We start from the raw sequence: 17,029 nt of genomic DNA, 5'->3' as shown, positions 1-17,029 counted from the left end.
GATTGCTGGAGTGCTGAGTGAAATGATCGTTGTTCGAATTTCAGAGATACAACAATCTTGCAATTCGAACCATCTTAATGGTGCTTTTGCCTATTTAGTGAGGCCCGCTGCCGTTTCACGCAATTATAAACCGGTCCGCATCTTTCAGGAAGGGTAATTTATTGCGAACTTCTTCCAATGCTTCCTTTTGCAGGGTTATCGTAAAAATATCTTCTTCGTTGGCTTTGGTATATACAACAGTGCCCAAGGCATCAACGATCATACTATCCCCGCTATAATTAAGCCCCGTTCCATCATTTCCTACGCGGTTCACCCCAACAACATAACATTGGTTTTCTATGGCCCTTGCCTGTAACAAGGTCTTCCACGCATGGTTTCGACGTTCGGGCCAGTTGGCAACATATACAAGCACATCGAACTCGGGCGTAAGATCGGTAACCGATGACCCTACTTCCTCTGGTGGCGCCATTGGCAGATCATGCGCCTCCATTTCCGACGCTACCAGGTCGGCCAGTGAAGAGGCAGCCGGCTTTTGCCGGCTCCAAACCGGGAAACGAAGATCGTAACACACCAGCAGGTTGATCTTCCAACCTTTTACAGAAGCGATCAGGCGTTTATTGCCGGGTGTATAATGTTTGTCTTCCTGGGCATAAGCAAACAAATGGCGTTTATCGTAATACCCGTATTGTCCGTTAGGCAACATCCATACCAGGCGATTATAGTAATTCCCTTCTTCCTCAATGATCAAACTGCCGGTAAGAATGATCTTTTTTTCGGCCGACAGTTTCTTCATCCACGCGATAGTTGTGCCGTCCATTTTTTCCGCCAGCTTTTCGGCCTGCATACTGAAACCGGTGCTGAACATTTCGGGCAGTATGACCACTTCGGTTCGCTGCAACTGCCGGATCTTTTCTTCAAACATTTGCAAATTGGCGGCTTTGTTTTCCCAATGCAAATTGCTTTGTATAGTAGTAATGGTAAGTGTAGACATGATTAGAATTAGTGTAGTAAAGGTAATTAAAATTGCTTCTGCTATTTTTGTGCCTATGAGAAGCGCCACCATTCATGAGTTAAAACAGGAATTGTTGAACACCCATGCCGCCGAACTGACTGAATTATGTTTGCGGCTGGCAAAATATAAAAAGGAAAACAAGGAGCTATTAACGTACCTGCTTTTTGAAGCCCACGATCAGCAAGGCTATGTGCAATCGATCAAAAAAGAAGTAGATGAACAATTTGCAGAGATCAATAAAAGCAATTTGTATTACGTTAAAAAAACGTTGCGCAAAATTTTAAGGAATATCAATACACATATCAGGTATACAGGTTCCGCACAGGTTACCGTAGAGTTGCTGATCTATTTTTGCCAATCTATAAAGGAAGCAGGCATCCCCATTCAAAAGAACCCCATCATTGCCAATTTGTATAAAGGCCAGGTGCAAAAAATAAATAAGACGCTGTTAACCCTGCATGAAGATCTTCAATACGATTATGCCAAAGAAATAGCTGATTTAGAAGTATAAACCTTTGGTGCTGCCTGTTCTTTTATATCTGGTTATAAATGCATTCACTAACCATTAACAAAATCTTCAACTTTCGTATACAACTAATAATTTACTTACGTTATCTTATAAATAATATGACATAGTTGTTTGGTACTACACCTTTCAAATATGTGGTTCGTAATTTGTATTATAACTTATGAAATGGTATTACAATGAACATTTCAATCCGGCCTGAACAACCGGCCGACATAGATGAGATCTATGAGCTCAATAAACTGGTATTTGGGCAAGACAATGAAGCCAAACTGGTGGATCATGTTCGCCAGGGTTCAAATTTCATTCCTCAATTATCACTGGTGGCTTTCTCAGATGATGAATTAATCGGATATATTTTATTTTCCCAAATTACCATCTCCAACGGCGACTACCGGCATTTAAGTTTGGGATTAACCTCAATGGTAGTTCATTCCGATTATCAAAAACGAGGCATAGGAGCCAAGTTGATCACTTACGGGTTACAAAAAGCAGCAGATCTGGGTTTTACTGATGTATTCGTTTTTGGACATGAATATTATTTTCCAAAGTTTGGTTTTTTGCCAGCGAACCGGTGGAATATTAAACCGCCCTTTGAAGCGCCTGCCGAAGTATTTATGGCACTGGAATTAATCCCCAACGCATTATCCAATGTGTCGGGGATTGTAGAGTATCCTATAGAGTTTTCTGTAATGTAATATTACCTCTGTGCAGTTGCTTTTATTCTATCAGTAACCTCTTGCTTATAGCTTGTATCTTACAGCCAATCCATGCGTTTGCCCGGTAAATGGTATTATAGACAGATTCGGATTTTTTATCAATCTGGTTTTATGAAGCTTTGGAACCAGCAGGCCGGTGAGTGTACCTTGCGTTAGTCCCAATATAATATCAGAAGGAAAGTGTTGCCCGCCCCGGAGACGCCACCAGGCTGTTGCGCCTGTAGCTGCGGTAGCAATTCCATAAAAAACCCATTTGAATTTTGATTCAGGATGATAATCGGCATACACCTGGGCCATAAAAAAAGTAGAGGTGGCAACCAATGCTACGTGCCCTGCATAAAACGAATTCTTACCGCCACCCCGGGTACGATAATCTAACGGCGTTTCTTCACTGTATACATATGGCCGGTACCTATTGGTAAAGTAGGTTGATCCGGTATAGAGTAATCCTGTTATCGACATGGCTTCCAGGTACAGGAACGACAACTTGGCGATATCTTTTCTCATTCGGTTATCGAACAAAAAAAGAATAGGCAATGGCATCGATCCATAAAAAGGGATATAACTTATATCATCTAACTTTTTCGAATATGGCCGTATTGCCCAACGGTCGAAACCATTTACATCGGTTTTTTTCAGCGCCGATATGGTTTCACTGTTAGAAGGATCTTTACTGTAAATTTTTGTGAACGCATATAACGACCATATAGTTCCCGTAGCGGTAACCGGTATATCAACGCCCGGGTTCAACTTATACACCTCTCTCGGTTTTTCTTTTTTTATGTCCGGCTGCATTATGGGAATTGTATCGCCTGGTAGGCTAGCAGAATCGTTCTGTGCACATACTGATGCGAAGACAAAAAGGAAAGCCGGAACAACTACATATACTTTCTTCATAGCTATCCTTTTATGTTAAAATATGTCTGTACTCTTACAGTTTTGCAATGTTTATGCCATGGGCAGTGTGGGGAATGCCATCAGCGTGGAAGCATTGAGCAGCCTTGAAAATGAAAGACCTGTAAGGTGTTTATTTGTTTGTTTGCTATACAAGATGCAATGGCAAACCCGACAGGCCAACCCCAAAAAATTGCCGGATGATGTTGATCATCCGGCATTATATTTTCTATTCCAGAATTGAGCTGTTGGAAACTATTTGATGTATTATAATTTCTGAACCTGCGCAGGCGAAGGCTCTTCAGTTATAAATTGTTTTTCCGATAAAGAATGTACCAGCTCGGCTATCAGTGCCGTCCAGCCGGTTTGATGGTTAGCGCCTAAGCCCGCACCGGTTTCGCCATGAAAATATTCGTAGAACAAAACGAGATCTGCATTTTCGGAGCGTTGATAAAACCAACTGTATGCACCGTGTGCAGGCCGTTTGCCATGCTGGTTTGGTTGAAACAACATGATCAACCGCCGGGTCAATTCTTCGGCTACCTGTACCAGGTTCATTTTGTTTCCTGAACCAATGGGACATTCTACTTCCAGTTCATTTCCATAAAACTCACCAAAGTGACGAATAGATTGAATGATGATATAATTGATAGGCATCCACAACGGACCGCGCCAGTTTGAGTTGCCGCCGAACATATCAGAAGTGGAATCGCCGGGTTCATATTGTATCTTATACTCGATACCGCGGATAGTTACCGAAAACGGATTTTTTTCATGGTATTTCGACAATGCGCGTATACCCCATGGTGATAGGAATTGCGTTTCATCTAACAACCGTTGCAATAAGAACACGACCCGCTCTTTTGGCACCAGTGATAATAAAATGGTTTTACCGTCACTTCTTTCTTCATTGGGCCAGAACTTATTATTCTTCTTCCGGTAGTTTTCAAACCAGGTGATCCGTTTTCTGAAATCATCCAGCTTATCGAGGATGCGCTTTTCAATAGTTGATACCGCGAAAAGCGATGTTAGCCCTACAATAGAGAAGATGCGCAAATGCAAAGGTTCAGAACCGGCAATAGACAAGGTATCATAAAAGAACTTGTCTTCCTGGTTCCACATGCCCTGTTCATTCAGCGCTTCGGCAATCATTACAAAATGCTCAAAGAATTTTGTCGCCGTATCTTCAAACGAAATATCGTGCATGGCAATTTCCAATGCCATATCCATCATGTTCAACGCATACATGCCCATCCAGCTCGTTCCATCGGCTTGTTCTAACTCCATATCACCATGCACCAGGTGACTGCGGTTAAATACCCCGATGTTATCCAGGCCGAGGAAGCCTCCCTGGAACATGTTGTTACCGTTCGAATCCTTACGGTTGATCCACCAGGTAAAATTGATGATGAGCTTTTGGAAGATGCGTTTCAGAAACGGGATATCGCCTTTGCCGGTTTGCTTTTTTTCTATTCGGTATACTTCCAACGCCGCCCAGGCCTGTACCGGCGGGTTCACATCACTGAAGTTCCATTCATAGGCCGGTAATTGCCCATCGGGTTTCATATACCATTCCCGCATTATTAAGGTAAGCTGGTGCTTGGCAAATACGGGATCAACCATGGCCATGGGAATACACTGAAAAGCCAGGTCCCAGGCCGCATACCAGGGATACTCCCATTTATCGGGCATGCAAATAATGTCCTGGTTCTTGAGGTGCTTCCAGTCGTGATTCCGTCCTGTTAACCGGGATGGATTTACGGGTGTTATCTGATCACTGGTCGTAAGCCAGCGCTCTATATCAAAATGATAATATTGCTTGCTCCACAACAAACCCGCCAACGCCCTGCGTTGAATTTTTGCCAGGCCGGCATTTTTCGTATTAGATAACACTTTTGCATAAAAGGCGTCAGCTTCTTCTTTACGCTGTGCAAAGATGTCTTCAAAGCCATTGTGAAAAGGAACATCTATTATTTTATTGCTGAGGCGTAAATAAATGGCCTCTGACCGGCCACCCTGTATGCGTAACTTGTAAACAGGCGCAAACTTGGTTCCCGATTTCTTTTGACGCAAAGCCGTAATATTCTCGCCCTTTATAATGGCGTCGTGAAATGCATCCTTGGTGAAAGGAGATAAATTAGGTTTGCCGTTTACTTTTTCGAAGTTGGTTTCATTTTCAGTAAACAGCGCATCGCGCGGTGGTTGAAAATATAAATAATAAGTGTCAAGCCTGTGATGTGTAGCCTTTACCGAAGTTTTATCGCGCCATGCAATGGATGGCTTTTTCTTGGAAGCATCGTGGCTCCAGCGATTGTAAAACCATAGGGTAGGCAACACTGTTATTTCCGCTGACTTGGTATGATGGTTATGAACATTGATCTTAATAACAATATCCCGCGAATTATGCTTGGCATATGTTACCTGTACATCAAAATATTCATTGTTGTTGAAGATGCCGGTATCCAGGATCTCATACTCCGGCTCGGTGCGGGAGCGTTGCCTGTTCACTGCTAACAGATCATCATAAGGAAACTTTTGCTGTGGGTATTTATACAAATACTCCATATAGTAGTGCGTAGGCAAATTGTCGAGGTAGTAATACAATTCTTTTACATCCTCACCATGATTGCCTTCGTAATTACCCAGGCCAAAAAGTCGTTCCTTCAATATAGCATCTTTGCCATTCCAAACTGTGACGGCAAAGCACAGGTTTTGAAAAAAATCTGAAATACCAGCAATACCATCCTCCCCCCAGCGATAGGCGCGAAAGCGGGCCTGATCGTGGGTAAAATAATTCCAGGCATCGCTGTTTGGACTAAAATCTTCTCTAACAGTGCCCCATTGGCGTTCACTTAAATACGGTCCCCATTGTTCCAAAGGAATCTTCCTGGTGGAATTAACCGCAAGTCGTTGATGTTCTGCACTCATGTTCCTGTTTTCTTCTGCTTTTATAAATAGTACGCTGGCAAGCGACCGGCGGTAAGCATCAATTAATGATTAATGGTCATAAATACCATTATGAAGTTACTGTATAGGGGGCATTTAATAAAAGAATACCCCCTGGAATGTAGTATAAAATTAATAAAAGACGTAGTGGCCACCAGGGTTTATCAATATGCAGGCGTACTGATAACCCCTTAGTTTAGCCATTTCTTTTCTCCACGTTTAAAAACGGTTTTAACAGGTCAATAGGCACGGGGAATATGGTGGTTGAATTATTTTCAGTGGCAATTTCCCGAAGGGTTTGCAGGTATCGCAAGGTAAGCGCGCTGGGTTGTTCACTCAGAATATGGGCCGCATCTGCCAGGCGTTGCGAAGCCTGGAATTCTCCTTCCGCAGCAATGACCTTCGACCGGCGCTCGCGTTCTGCTTCTGCCTGCTTGGCCATTGCCCGCTGCATTTCCTGCGGCAGGTCAATTTGCTTAACTTCTACATTCGATACTTTTATTCCCCATGGCTCGGTATGCGTATCAATGATCTGTTGTAACTTCTGGTTGATCTTCTCCCGTTGTGAAAGCAGATCATCCAGTTCCGATTGGCCCAGTACACTCCGCAAAGTGGTTTGTGAAAACTGGGAAGTGGCCACCAGGTAATTCTCAACTTCTACAATGGCTTTCTGTGGCTGCAGCACCCTGAAGTACACCACCGCGTTTACTTTTATTGATACGTTGTCTTCAGTGATGATGTCCTGCGGTGGTACGTCCATTACCACGGTGCGCAAACTTACTTTTACCATTTTATCAATAACAGGTATTAATAAGATAAGGCCGGGCCCGCGAACAGAAATCAGTCGCCCTAACCTGAAAACAACGCCCCGTTCATACTCGCGCAAAATGCGAATGGCGCTGGATAATACAAAGATCAGGAATAGTATTATGACTATGGCCGAAGCCGAGATAGGTAATGAATTCATATTAAAAGAGGTTTATGTGGATGGTTCGTTATATGCTTCAACCTGCAGGGTAAAATTCAAAAACCCGGTTACAACCACTTTTTTCCCTTCAGGAATAAGTCCGGATGCCGATATCGCTCTCCATATCTCGCCATGCATCCGCACTGTGCCTGCAGGATTCAACTCACTTAATGATTGGCCGATCTCGCCGATCATTGCTTCCAACCCAAGGGCCGGTTTGGCCCGCTGCGCTTTTAATCCCATGCCTACCACAAACAGAAAGAAAAGCGAGGTTACAGCAACCGCTGTTATGATCACGCTCCATGAAAGACTGCCTATGGACCAGGCTTCATCCGTTCGAATGAGCATCATGGAGCCTAGCAATAAAGAAATGACACCTCCTATACCAAGCAGTCCATGACTGACTATTTTTATTTCGAGCAGAAATAAGATAACACCAAAAACAATCAGGGCAAGGCCGGCATAGTTCACCGGTAATGTATGCATAGTGTAGAAGGCGAGGATGATACAAATGCCGCCAATTACGCCGGGGAAAATAGCGCCCGGACTATACAGTTCAAATATTAGCCCATATAAACCCAGCAGGAATAAGATGTACGCCACATTGGGATCGCTGAGGATATTCAGGATCTTTTCACCCAATCCCATATCGAGCGATCGCACTGAAGCATTCTTCGTTTTCAAGGCAACGGTTCCCGAGCTAACTGTAATGCTTTTCCCATCGATGTTATTCAATAACTCCTGTTCATTGGAGGCAATTAAATTGATGACATTATATTCCAACGCTTCTGACTCTGTAAGTGAAACACTGTTGCGAACCGCTTGTGCAGCCCATTCAGCATTTCGTCCGCGTTTGGCTGCAATGGACTTGATGAATGCAATGGCATCATTGGTAGCCTTTGTGCTCATAATGGTATCCATTTGACCTTGCGCACTTACCGGGTGCGCAGCGCCAATATTAGTGCCGGGGGCCATGGCCGCAATATGCGCAGCCATAGTTATAAATACACCTGCAGAGCCGGCATGCGCGCCGCCGGGAGCAACATATACTACAACCGGTATTGGCGATTCCAATATATCGCTTACAATAACGCGGGTACTTTTAAGCAATCCGCCGGGCGTATTAAGATGAATGAGTAAACAGGTTGATCCTTCTTTTTGCGCTACTGTAATGGCGCGATGAATAAAGTCGGCAGTAGCCGGGTTAATGGTAGCATCTAATTTTATAGATAGTACTTTTTGCGCATACAAAGGCCAGGGACCAGCCAGAAGCAAAAGAAAATATAGTAGAATGCGCCTCATACCATTCAAACAGCTCTCTCTGTAATTTACTAAAATTGACCGGGAATAGCAAAACAGATTGGCTCAACGCGGAAGGCTGAAGGCTGAACGCTTTTTCCCGCATTTCGGGATTCACGCCGATATTTGAGCTTTTCTGCATTTCGAGTTCGGCGTTTAATGTTTTGCGTTTTGCATTATTTATATCTGAAATGCCCAACCGAGCAGGAAACAGATCAATACTATCAATGGAGAGGGAAGACGGGTGAAGGTAAGCAGCAACCAGGTGCCCAGTATAACGCCCAAGTTCACCATACTAACGGTACGAAAGCCAATAACAGAAATATCGCGCATCATATAGATAGTGCCGGCTACCATAATGCCTACAACTACCGCATTGATGCCTTCCATAGCGCGGTATACAACAACATAGCGCTGCAGGTTGTACCAGATCGGAAAAAAGAACAAGACCAGTAAAGCGCTGGGCAAAAAAATGGCAATAGACCCAATGATACATCCCAATACCTGCCAGGCATTGCCTTTGTCTTTCATGGCCATGCCGCCCATAAAAGAAGCAATGGAAAATACAGGACCGGGTATGGCCCTTACAATTCCGGCGCCGGTATAAAAATCATCACGCTCGATGCTGATCACATTTTCCTTTTTATTCAGGTTTTTCCTGATTACCACCGGCGACTTGGGACGTTCAACATATTGCTCATACATCATGGGGATCAGCACCTGACCACCGCCAAAAACCAGGCTGCCAAAACGATAGGTATTTTCAAACAAGTTCAATGGGCGGCGATTGGGCCAGTCGTTTTTTCTGGCCAATTCACTCACAACCCCCGCGAGCAAAAAGATGATGGCAAACAGCCAGATATTTCCCCATTTTATTTTTTTAACGGACTGCGCTTTTTCGGGAATGCGCTTATCACTGAGGTTGGTAACAAAACCACCAACCACCAACAGCACCGGAAAAATCCAGGGCGATTTAAACAGGAAATAAGTAGTGATAGTGCTCACTATCATTATTATCCTGGTAATATTATTATGAATAGCGAGTTTGAAAGACCGGGTGGCTGCAAAGGCCAGAAAGCCGACGGCCATGGGTTGAATGAATTTAAAGATGCCATCGCTTATAGATTTGCTTTCGAAAAATTCAAGCAGGAAAGAAAAAGCGCCCATCAGCAGGCAGGCAGGGGAGATCCATATCAACAGGGTTAAGATGCCCAACGGAATACCACCGCGCTTATAACCGATCAATGTTAAAACCTGGGTAGAAGAAGCGCCGGGCAACAGTTGACAAAAAGAATTATACTCCAGCAATTCCTGTTCAGTTACATCGCGCCGGCGATGAACGAATGTTTTCATCATCATCCCGAAATGACCTTGCGGTCCGCCAAAGGCAGAAACACTATGAAGAAAAACTGCTTTTAAAAAAGGTATATGGCGCAGAATTATCATTCCCGTTTATTCAAAACCCGAAAGGTCACAAGTTAGGCATTGTACAACACTTCGACGACTTATAATGATGGTTTCCAGCGCAATCGGGGTTCAAAATATTTCCAACATAATGCGGTAAGCACCCTGGCTTCATTTGCGCCATCCCAACTTTGTTGCTGCAATTTTTTTAGTTTGTACTGAAAATATGTACGAACCATGCAGAGCCGTCAATAATAAGATTTCACTGCGCGATGCATTTACACAACCATTCCCGGATGCCACAAATATGTACGGTGTAATTTCTGCAATCGCTTGTACTTCGTTATAATTTCTTCCGGGTAAAACGAATCATTTTTTTCCCCTGACTTTTTGCTGGTCACGCGCGATCACTAATGAGAATGAAGTTACAGTATGTTTTTTCATAATATGATTAAATTCGACATATTCCTCATTTCCCGGGTGCGCGGTTTAAATTTTCAAAGTGGCACGATGGATGGCATCAGGTGAAACTGTAGCTGTGAATACAATCATACCTAACTTCGTTTGTTCGTTATCGATAGAAACCGTTTCTCTCTATTTCTTCAATTACTTTATCGGGAATCAGGTATCGGATGGATTTGCCCTGTTTTATATTGTTGCGAATGAGGGTAGCGGAGATTTGCAACAGGGGAGCGTCCATGACGATAATATTGCCTTGCTTAAAATTATTGATCACTTCATGGCCGGGCCGGCGATACACATAAATAGGACAATGCTGCAAAATGAATTCATAGTTTTTCCATTTGGAAAGATTCTCAAAACTGTCGCTGCCCATAATTATGGCAAATTGATGCATTGGATACTTTTCCTGCAAATAGGCAAGGGTATTCACGGTATAGGATGGCTGCGGCAACCTGAATTCTATATCGCTGGCTTTTAATTTTGGCTCAGTTTCAATTGCCAGTTGTACCAGGTATAACCGGTGATACGAATTCAATAAACTGCCCGATTGTTTAAAAGGATTTTGAGGTGACACCACTAACCATATCTGATCGAGATCAGAGTTCTGCAACATGTAATTAGCAATGATCAAATGACCATGGTGTATAGGATTAAACGACCCAAAGTAAAGTCCAACTTTCATCTGTAATTAGTAATTGTAATTCCGCTCTTTAAAGTTCTGAATTAATCGCGAGTAGCGATGACCATTTTTTGCAAAGAAACGATACGCACGAAAAAACATCGCTCTCCACTAAACCAGTTTCATTTCTCACCGAAAAAACATTTTCTTCAATAAAATAGGATCGTTTCTCATGAACAAACATATATTTTCATGAGAACAGTATCAGTTCTTATGGAAACAGTATCCTTTCTCATGCAAATAACATCCATTCTCATGAAACAATATCTATTCTCATGAGAACAGTGTCAACTCTTATGAAAAGACATCCATTTTCATGAAAACAGGATCATTTCGAACGGAAAAAACATTTTCTTCAATAAAATAGGATCGTTTCTCATGAATAAACATATATTTTCATGAGAATAGTATCAAACTTATGGAAACAATATCCATTTCATGAAAACAGAATAGGTTCTGGGAAAAATCGGTTACTGCGTTTGAGAAAGGGATGAAGTCAATGAAACCTCAAAAACACGTGAAGGATGGAGCTATTATAATTATGGCAAAAGGGAAGGGATATGTCAAAAAAGAAACGGGGACCACATTATGAAAGTCCCAGTTCCTCTACAAAGATGTTATCGGCTTCATTTAATCGTAAGCTGAGGTTATAACCAGCCACCGTTATTGAGATGGGATCGCCCAAGGGAGCTACCTGTTCTACCTTAACCAATTCACCGGGAACACAACCCATTTCCATAAGTTTAAGGAACAGATCATTATTCTCAAAAGAAAGTATCCGGGCAATGGTTCCTGTTTCTATTTCTGATAATCGTTTCATAATTCAATAGTCAACAAATGTAGCTTTGTATTAATTAATGACAGTTACGAATTTCGAAAAATGCATAATAATAAAATATCCCCCCTCATTCAATTTCACTTTTTGTTACCAGTTTCCTTTACCCAGCGAACCCTGGTAAAAGATGTTATCCGGGACCTTTTTAAAAAAGAGAAAACCCGGTTGGAAACACTCCAATACATCTTCTGTTCAGATGAATACCTGTTGGAGATTAACAAGCAGCACCTGCAGCATAATTACTACACCGACATTATCACCTTTGATCTTTCAGACAAACCCAATGCAGTCACCGGCGAAATTTATATAAGTGTTGACCGGGTTAAGGATAATGCCCAAACCTACAAGGTACCTCTTAAGCATGAACTTTTACGAGTGATCTTCCATGGAGCCCTGCATTTATGTGGTTATAAGGATAAGTCAGAAAAAGACCAGGCTCTTATGAGAAAGGCTGAGGATAAATATCTACAGTATTATTTGTCAAAAATCAAATAGCGTGTTCCACGTGGAACAAAATAAATTGGTTGACAATGGTTTAATTAGGTATACTTCATTGTAGGTTTAACCTGGAAAAATAACCATAGGTATCATTTTTAAGGATGTGGACCTCTTTGATCCATCCCTTCTATAATCTTACTAAGCCTTGAGCGTTCCCTGCCTACACTTCGAAAAGGCTTTCGTGTTTCATTACTTGCGGAATCCTCCCCCTGGAGAAACAATGCCATTTTCGAAAATGATAGAAAAGTCCTTGCTCTCCCTTTACTTCCCAGGCCTGTATCTCGCGACCACAATTAAGTGGAGAGTTTGTCATTAAAGACCAGTGCCACCAATTCTCTGGAAAACCATTTGGTTCCACCCACCTTACTTCATAATAGAAAGTAACAATGGAGTGGGCCAATGGAACCCTTTTAGTCCCTGCCCAACAAGGAGGTTGTAACCCTTAGAAAGCTTGGACCAGTTCATGAAAACAGTACAGAAACACCAACTTCATTCCTTTAAATTTAGGTTGTTAGTATACCAGGTATATAAGAACCGTAGCGGGAAGGTTAGCCTAAATATCTACCTGCAAGGTATCTAATCCAGGATCCTATCCATTAATGTTCCCATATCTACTCTTAATATAAAGGAAGAGCCCCTTATATAACCTTAGTGAAAGAATCTTCTCCAATGAAAGCCACTAACATATTTAATTATACCTGGGGTCAGGTGAATTACTCCTTACCTTAAAATGGAACTTCCGTCGCTATTTTGAAATGAAATACCCAAAAAGAAAGTGCTTTAAAAGGAAAAATCACCTTTAAAGCGGTATCCACCTGGCATAACGCTCTTTAAAAGGACTCAACCACCTGGAAAGTATAAAGGGTTCCAAGAAGGATAATAATAAAGCCACATCATAAGAGGGCAGCCCTATATTGAACTTTAGCTATGCCCCTATGGAAGCGCTACCATTTTCTTATACATACCGCTTACTTACCAGAAGAAATCATTCAAACCCTATTACTGGAGAACTTTTCCATATTATCGTTATCGCGGAGAAAGAGGGATTCGAACCTGCGCTTGTTTCATTCACCTACCTCATGAAACAGAACTTCCCCCGGCACCATTCAAGAAAGATAGCTGATAGGGTGGCTTACAGAAAGGATACAGAGCAACATCTTAATAGAATAATAGCCTTTCTATTAAGGCACAAGATGGTTAATTAAACGACCTGGGAGATCAGTAGAAACGAAAATAGGGGGAGTAGTTAACTCATATTAATGTAAGCGGAGCCAAAACCAGGGAATAGAATGAATTGAACAAAGGGTATTCTATTCCTGCCCTCTCTATAAACCAAAAAAGGACTAGAACAATTAGGATATATTGTTGATTTCAATAAGCCATCTTGCTATGGCAAGACTGACTTATTTAAAAAAGCACGAGATACTTAGGTATAACCTATACAGAAAACCTCGACGAGAAAAGAAGAAGATTGCGCTTATTTAAAAGCTTAAAATGAATCCAGTTAACCCTTAAAAAAATTATAAGTTCAGGGAATCAGGGACACCCACCTCTCTTTCTGATATCCAAATTGCCTCATCATATGGTGATAATAACCCGGTTCTTTCCAAAAACAATGCAAATCAAAGAGTTCCACGTGGAACAATAGTGTTTCAGGCTTACTTTACCTGTCTAAGCAAAGAAATAGTGACTAAATACTACAATACAGGACGAATTTGTATCAAGATAGCGGCATAAATGAAAAATAGGTATGATTAAACACAAGATGGTAGGTCGGGAATATATGCATCAAAGGGAACAAGGGAAAGAAGTAGTAATCATAGGCATTCTAATTGAAAATGAGCAAGGAAAGTACCAAGGGTTTTTGATCCTATTCTAAGTGCAAGGCAGCAATAAAAGAAGAAGAGGGAGTATCATAATAAGGTACCAAGGACGAGAAAGCCGAAAGGTAAGAAGCAATAAATGAGTTGAGATACATGCTCAACGAAAGGGTTATTATTCTATACTATCTGAAGGACTAACATAAAAAGAACAAATGAGTAACATAAACGAAGTAAGAGAAAGAAAAGATAGTTCAGGTCATAGGGACAGAAAAGCAAGACCAACCAAATGTGCCATACTTCAGGGAAAAGGATAAAGAAATTAGAGTATGCAAACTACTACATTACAAGTTTACAAGGTGGGGACCCAAAATCTCAGGCACAGACCGGAGGATCACAGGTCAAGCAAAGCAAATAATATTGTTACTACTTTCAATTCACCGGTACAGCTTAAATGCCAACAACACATACTTACTTAAAAGGCAGGTATTAAAATACCCAGCCCTTTATTTGAACCTGCTCAAGTACCCTTTAGTTGATATCATAACAAGGATCTTCTCCAATTTTAATCCCCGTACTTGTCAAATGCAGTCCATCTTTCTAATCATACTTATTCTCCATAGAGGCATAAGTATACACGCATAACTATATGACCCCTGGCTTCATTAGTAGTGTTTGTGTCACCAGGAAAAAATGATAAACTCACAATGCTATACTCCCAATGATAGCAGTGCTTTTACCAGGCACAAAGTCATAAACATTGTTCCCTAGGCAAGGGCAAGGAAAACCTCCCGGTCCTTGTTTTCACTTATCGTTCCTTTTCTCTTTTTACCCCTTGACATGCTTAGTGTAATTTTGCACCATGTTTCCAGAATACGATGTAATAGTAGTAGGCGCAGGCCATGCAGGTTGCGAAGCTGCCGCTGCTGCCGCCAACCTTGGTTCAAAGGTTCTTTTAGTAACAATGAACATGCAAACCATTGCTCAAATGAGCTGTAACCCAGCCATGGGTGGTATTGCCAAAGGACAAATAGTTCGTGAAATAGATGCCATGGGTGGTTACTCAGGTATCGTTACCGACATCAGTATGATCCAGTTTCGCATGTTGAACCTTTCAAAAGGTCCGGCCATGTGGAGCCCCAGGGCACAAAACGACCGCATGTTGTTTGCTGCCACCTGGCGTGAGATGCTGGAGAAAACTCCAAACGTTGATTTTTACCAGGACATGGTGCGCTCACTCATCATTAAAGAGGGTCGGGCTTGTGGTGTTGTCACTGGTCTTGGTCATCATATTCCATCCAAATCAGTCGTAATAACCAGCGGTACTTTTTTAAATGGTATCATTCATATTGGTGAAAAACAATTCGGCGGAGGTAGGGTGGCTGAAAAAGCCGCTACCGGAATTACCGAGCAATTGGTTGAACTCGGCTTTGAAAGCGATCGCCTTAAAACCGGTACGCCTCCCCGTATTGATGGTCGCAGTCTCGACTACAGTAAAATGGAAGAACAAAAAGGAGACGACGAAATAGTTGGCTTCTCTTATACCGGTACAAAAAAACCTGTTGAACAACGGAGCTGCTGGATCACATATACCAGCCAGAAAGTGCATGATATTCTGAAAACAGGGTTCGATAGGAGTCCTATGTACACAGGAAGAATTGAAGGAACTGGTCCCAGGTATTGTCCCAGTATCGAAGACAAGATCAATCGCTTTGCAGAAAGAGAAAGACATCAACTTTTTGTGGAACCGGAAGGCTGGAACACCATTGAAATTTATGTTAATGGTTTCTCTACTTCTTTACCTGAAGAAGTTCAAATTGCAGCTTTGCGTCAGGTTGCCGGTTTTGAAAATGTTCGTGTATTCCGTCCGGGCTATGCCATTGAATACGATTACTTTCCACCAACACAGTTGAATCATTCCCTGGAAACAAAACTGATCAGCAATTTATTTTTTGCGGGACAAATAAACGGTACCACCGGTTATGAAGAAGCTGCCTGCCAGGGTTTGATGGCCGGCATTAATGCCCATCAAAAAGCGAAAGAACTGGAACCGGTTATTTTAAAAAGAAGTGATGCTTACATTGGCGTTTTGATCGATGACCTCATCAGCAAAGGAACTGAAGAACCTTACCGCATGTTCACCAGCCGCGCTGAATTCAGAACGATCCTTCGCCAGGATAATGCAGACCTTCGGTTAACCGAATTAAGTTATCGCCTGGGTCTGGCATCTCAGGATAGAATGGATAAAGTGATCAGCAAAAGAGATGGTGTTGAAAAAATTAAAGACATTCTGAAAGAGATCTCACTCGAGCCTAATGAGGCAGATGGATTCCTGGCTGAAAATAATTCTGCGCCGCTTCCGCAAAAACAAAAAGCAATTCAGCTATTGTTGCGTCCGAATATTACGCTGGATGCTATGATTGCCGGATTACCAAAAATTCAACAGGCGTTAAACGGTTTTACAGATGAGATCATTGAACAAGCCGACATCCAGATCAAATACAATGTGTATATAGAAAAAGAAAAAGAACTTGTAAAAAGAATGAATCAGTTGGAAGATCTGCTGATCCCGGAGAATTTCGACTACGATCGCATTCTTTCTTTATCGGCTGAAGCCATGCAAAAATTTAAAAGAATAAAACCACGTACACTTGGCCAGGCAAGTCGTATCAGTGGTGTAAATCCTAGCGATGTACAAATATTGATGGTGTATATGGGCAGGTAACTAAATCAACACTTTTAATTAGCCGGCGTAGCGGAAACCTTTTTTTGTTTCCACTCTTTAATCATTTCCCCTATACTGGGACTGGTTTCCCTTCTTAATTTTTTTCTGTAAATAAAAGCAAGTGTCCATAATGTAATATCAAGCAAATGAAGAAATAGCATAAGGATCAGTTTATAAATATTGTAAATATATTCCCTGGCCTTTCTACCTTAACTAATTTACTTTTCTTTTAAAATAACGGGA

At 41.9% G+C, this 17,029-nt stretch carries 14 protein-coding genes; 6 read left to right on the top strand and 8 right to left on the bottom strand.

Features of this window, described 5'->3' with window-relative positions; genetic code table 11:
• Positions 1-115 precede the first annotated feature (115 nt).
• A complete protein-coding gene (locus tag FAM09_RS07545; protein WP_136576432.1) occupies positions 116-991 on the bottom strand; it encodes a nitrilase family protein in 876 nt (291 codons plus the stop codon).
• Here FAM09_RS07545 and FAM09_RS07540 point away from each other — a divergent pair.
• Both FAM09_RS07540 and FAM09_RS07535 read left to right on the top strand, forming a co-directional pair.
• Positions 990-1,523, top strand: coding sequence for a hypothetical protein (locus tag FAM09_RS07540; protein ID WP_243751615.1), 534 nt, complete (start codon positions 990-992; stop codon positions 1,521-1,523). The two genes, FAM09_RS07545 and FAM09_RS07540, sit on opposite strands and share 2 nt — an antisense overlap.
• 194 nt (positions 1,524-1,717) lie before the next feature.
• A complete protein-coding gene (locus FAM09_RS07535) occupies positions 1,718-2,236 on the top strand; it encodes a GNAT family N-acetyltransferase (RefSeq protein ID WP_136576431.1) in 519 nt (172 codons plus the stop codon).
• 45 nt (positions 2,237-2,281) lie between these two features.
• On the opposite strand, the gene FAM09_RS07530 is transcribed toward FAM09_RS07535, so the two are convergent.
• The gene (locus FAM09_RS07530) at positions 2,282-3,154 is read right to left on the bottom strand and encodes a phosphatase PAP2 family protein (RefSeq protein ID WP_136576430.1); all 873 of its coding nucleotides are present in this window, start codon (positions 3,152-3,154) and stop codon (positions 2,282-2,284) included.
• Between the two features lie 22 nt (positions 3,155-3,176).
• Between FAM09_RS07530 and FAM09_RS07525 the strand changes: the two genes are divergently transcribed.
• Entirely contained in the window at positions 3,177-3,395 is a 219-nt protein-coding gene (locus tag FAM09_RS07525; protein WP_136576429.1) for a hypothetical protein, read from the top strand.
• A gap of 23 nt (positions 3,396-3,418) precedes the next feature.
• Here the strand turns inward: FAM09_RS07525 and FAM09_RS07520 are convergent, their stop codons facing one another.
• Positions 3,419-6,079, bottom strand: coding sequence for an MGH1-like glycoside hydrolase domain-containing protein (locus FAM09_RS07520; RefSeq protein ID WP_136576428.1), 2,661 nt, complete (start codon positions 6,077-6,079; stop codon positions 3,419-3,421).
• A gap of 90 nt (positions 6,080-6,169) precedes the next feature.
• On the opposite strand from FAM09_RS07520, the gene FAM09_RS31390 reads away from it, so the two are divergent.
• A complete protein-coding gene (locus tag FAM09_RS31390; RefSeq protein ID WP_262711645.1) occupies positions 6,170-6,292 on the top strand; it encodes a hypothetical protein in 123 nt (40 codons plus the stop codon).
• A gap of 1 nt (position 6,293) precedes the next feature.
• Here FAM09_RS31390 and FAM09_RS07515 read toward each other — a convergent pair whose 3' ends face one another.
• The 5 genes from FAM09_RS07515 to FAM09_RS07495 all read right to left on the bottom strand — a co-directional run bounded on the left by FAM09_RS07515 (position 6,294) and on the right by FAM09_RS07495 (position 11,728).
• The gene (locus FAM09_RS07515; protein WP_136576427.1) at positions 6,294-7,064 is read right to left on the bottom strand and encodes a slipin family protein; all 771 of its coding nucleotides are present in this window, start codon (positions 7,062-7,064) and stop codon (positions 6,294-6,296) included.
• 12 nt (positions 7,065-7,076) lie between these two features.
• Complete coding sequence (locus tag FAM09_RS07510) at positions 7,077-8,366, bottom strand: NfeD family protein (protein ID WP_136576551.1); 1,290 nt, start codon at positions 8,364-8,366, stop codon at positions 7,077-7,079.
• Positions 8,367-8,543: 177 nt separating this feature from the next.
• Positions 8,544-9,809 carry a chromate transporter gene (locus FAM09_RS07505; RefSeq protein ID WP_136576426.1) on the bottom strand — a complete coding sequence of 422 codons (1,266 nt, stop codon included), beginning with the start codon at positions 9,807-9,809 and terminating at the stop codon, positions 8,544-8,546.
• A 529-nt stretch (positions 9,810-10,338) separates the two neighbouring features.
• Entirely contained in the window at positions 10,339-10,911 is a 573-nt protein-coding gene (gene nadD, locus FAM09_RS07500; protein WP_136576425.1) for a nicotinate (nicotinamide) nucleotide adenylyltransferase, read from the bottom strand.
• Positions 10,912-11,494: 583 nt separating this feature from the next.
• A complete protein-coding gene (locus tag FAM09_RS07495; RefSeq protein WP_136576424.1) occupies positions 11,495-11,728 on the bottom strand; it encodes a FeoA family protein in 234 nt (77 codons plus the stop codon).
• A gap of 102 nt (positions 11,729-11,830) precedes the next feature.
• Between FAM09_RS07495 and ybeY the strand changes: the two genes are divergently transcribed.
• A complete protein-coding gene (gene ybeY, locus FAM09_RS07490; RefSeq protein WP_243751614.1) occupies positions 11,831-12,238 on the top strand; it encodes an rRNA maturation RNase YbeY in 408 nt (135 codons plus the stop codon).
• A gap of 2,685 nt (positions 12,239-14,923) precedes the next feature.
• Positions 14,924-16,786 carry a tRNA uridine-5-carboxymethylaminomethyl(34) synthesis enzyme MnmG gene (gene mnmG, locus FAM09_RS07485; protein ID WP_136576422.1) on the top strand — a complete coding sequence of 621 codons (1,863 nt, stop codon included), beginning with the start codon at positions 14,924-14,926 and terminating at the stop codon, positions 16,784-16,786.
• Positions 16,787-17,029 lie beyond the last annotated feature (243 nt).

The organism is Niastella caeni, assembly GCF_004834005.1.
Lineage (GTDB): Bacteria > Bacteroidota > Bacteroidia > Chitinophagales > Chitinophagaceae > Niastella > Niastella caeni.
This window is presented reverse-complemented; position numbering and strand designations above follow the sequence as displayed.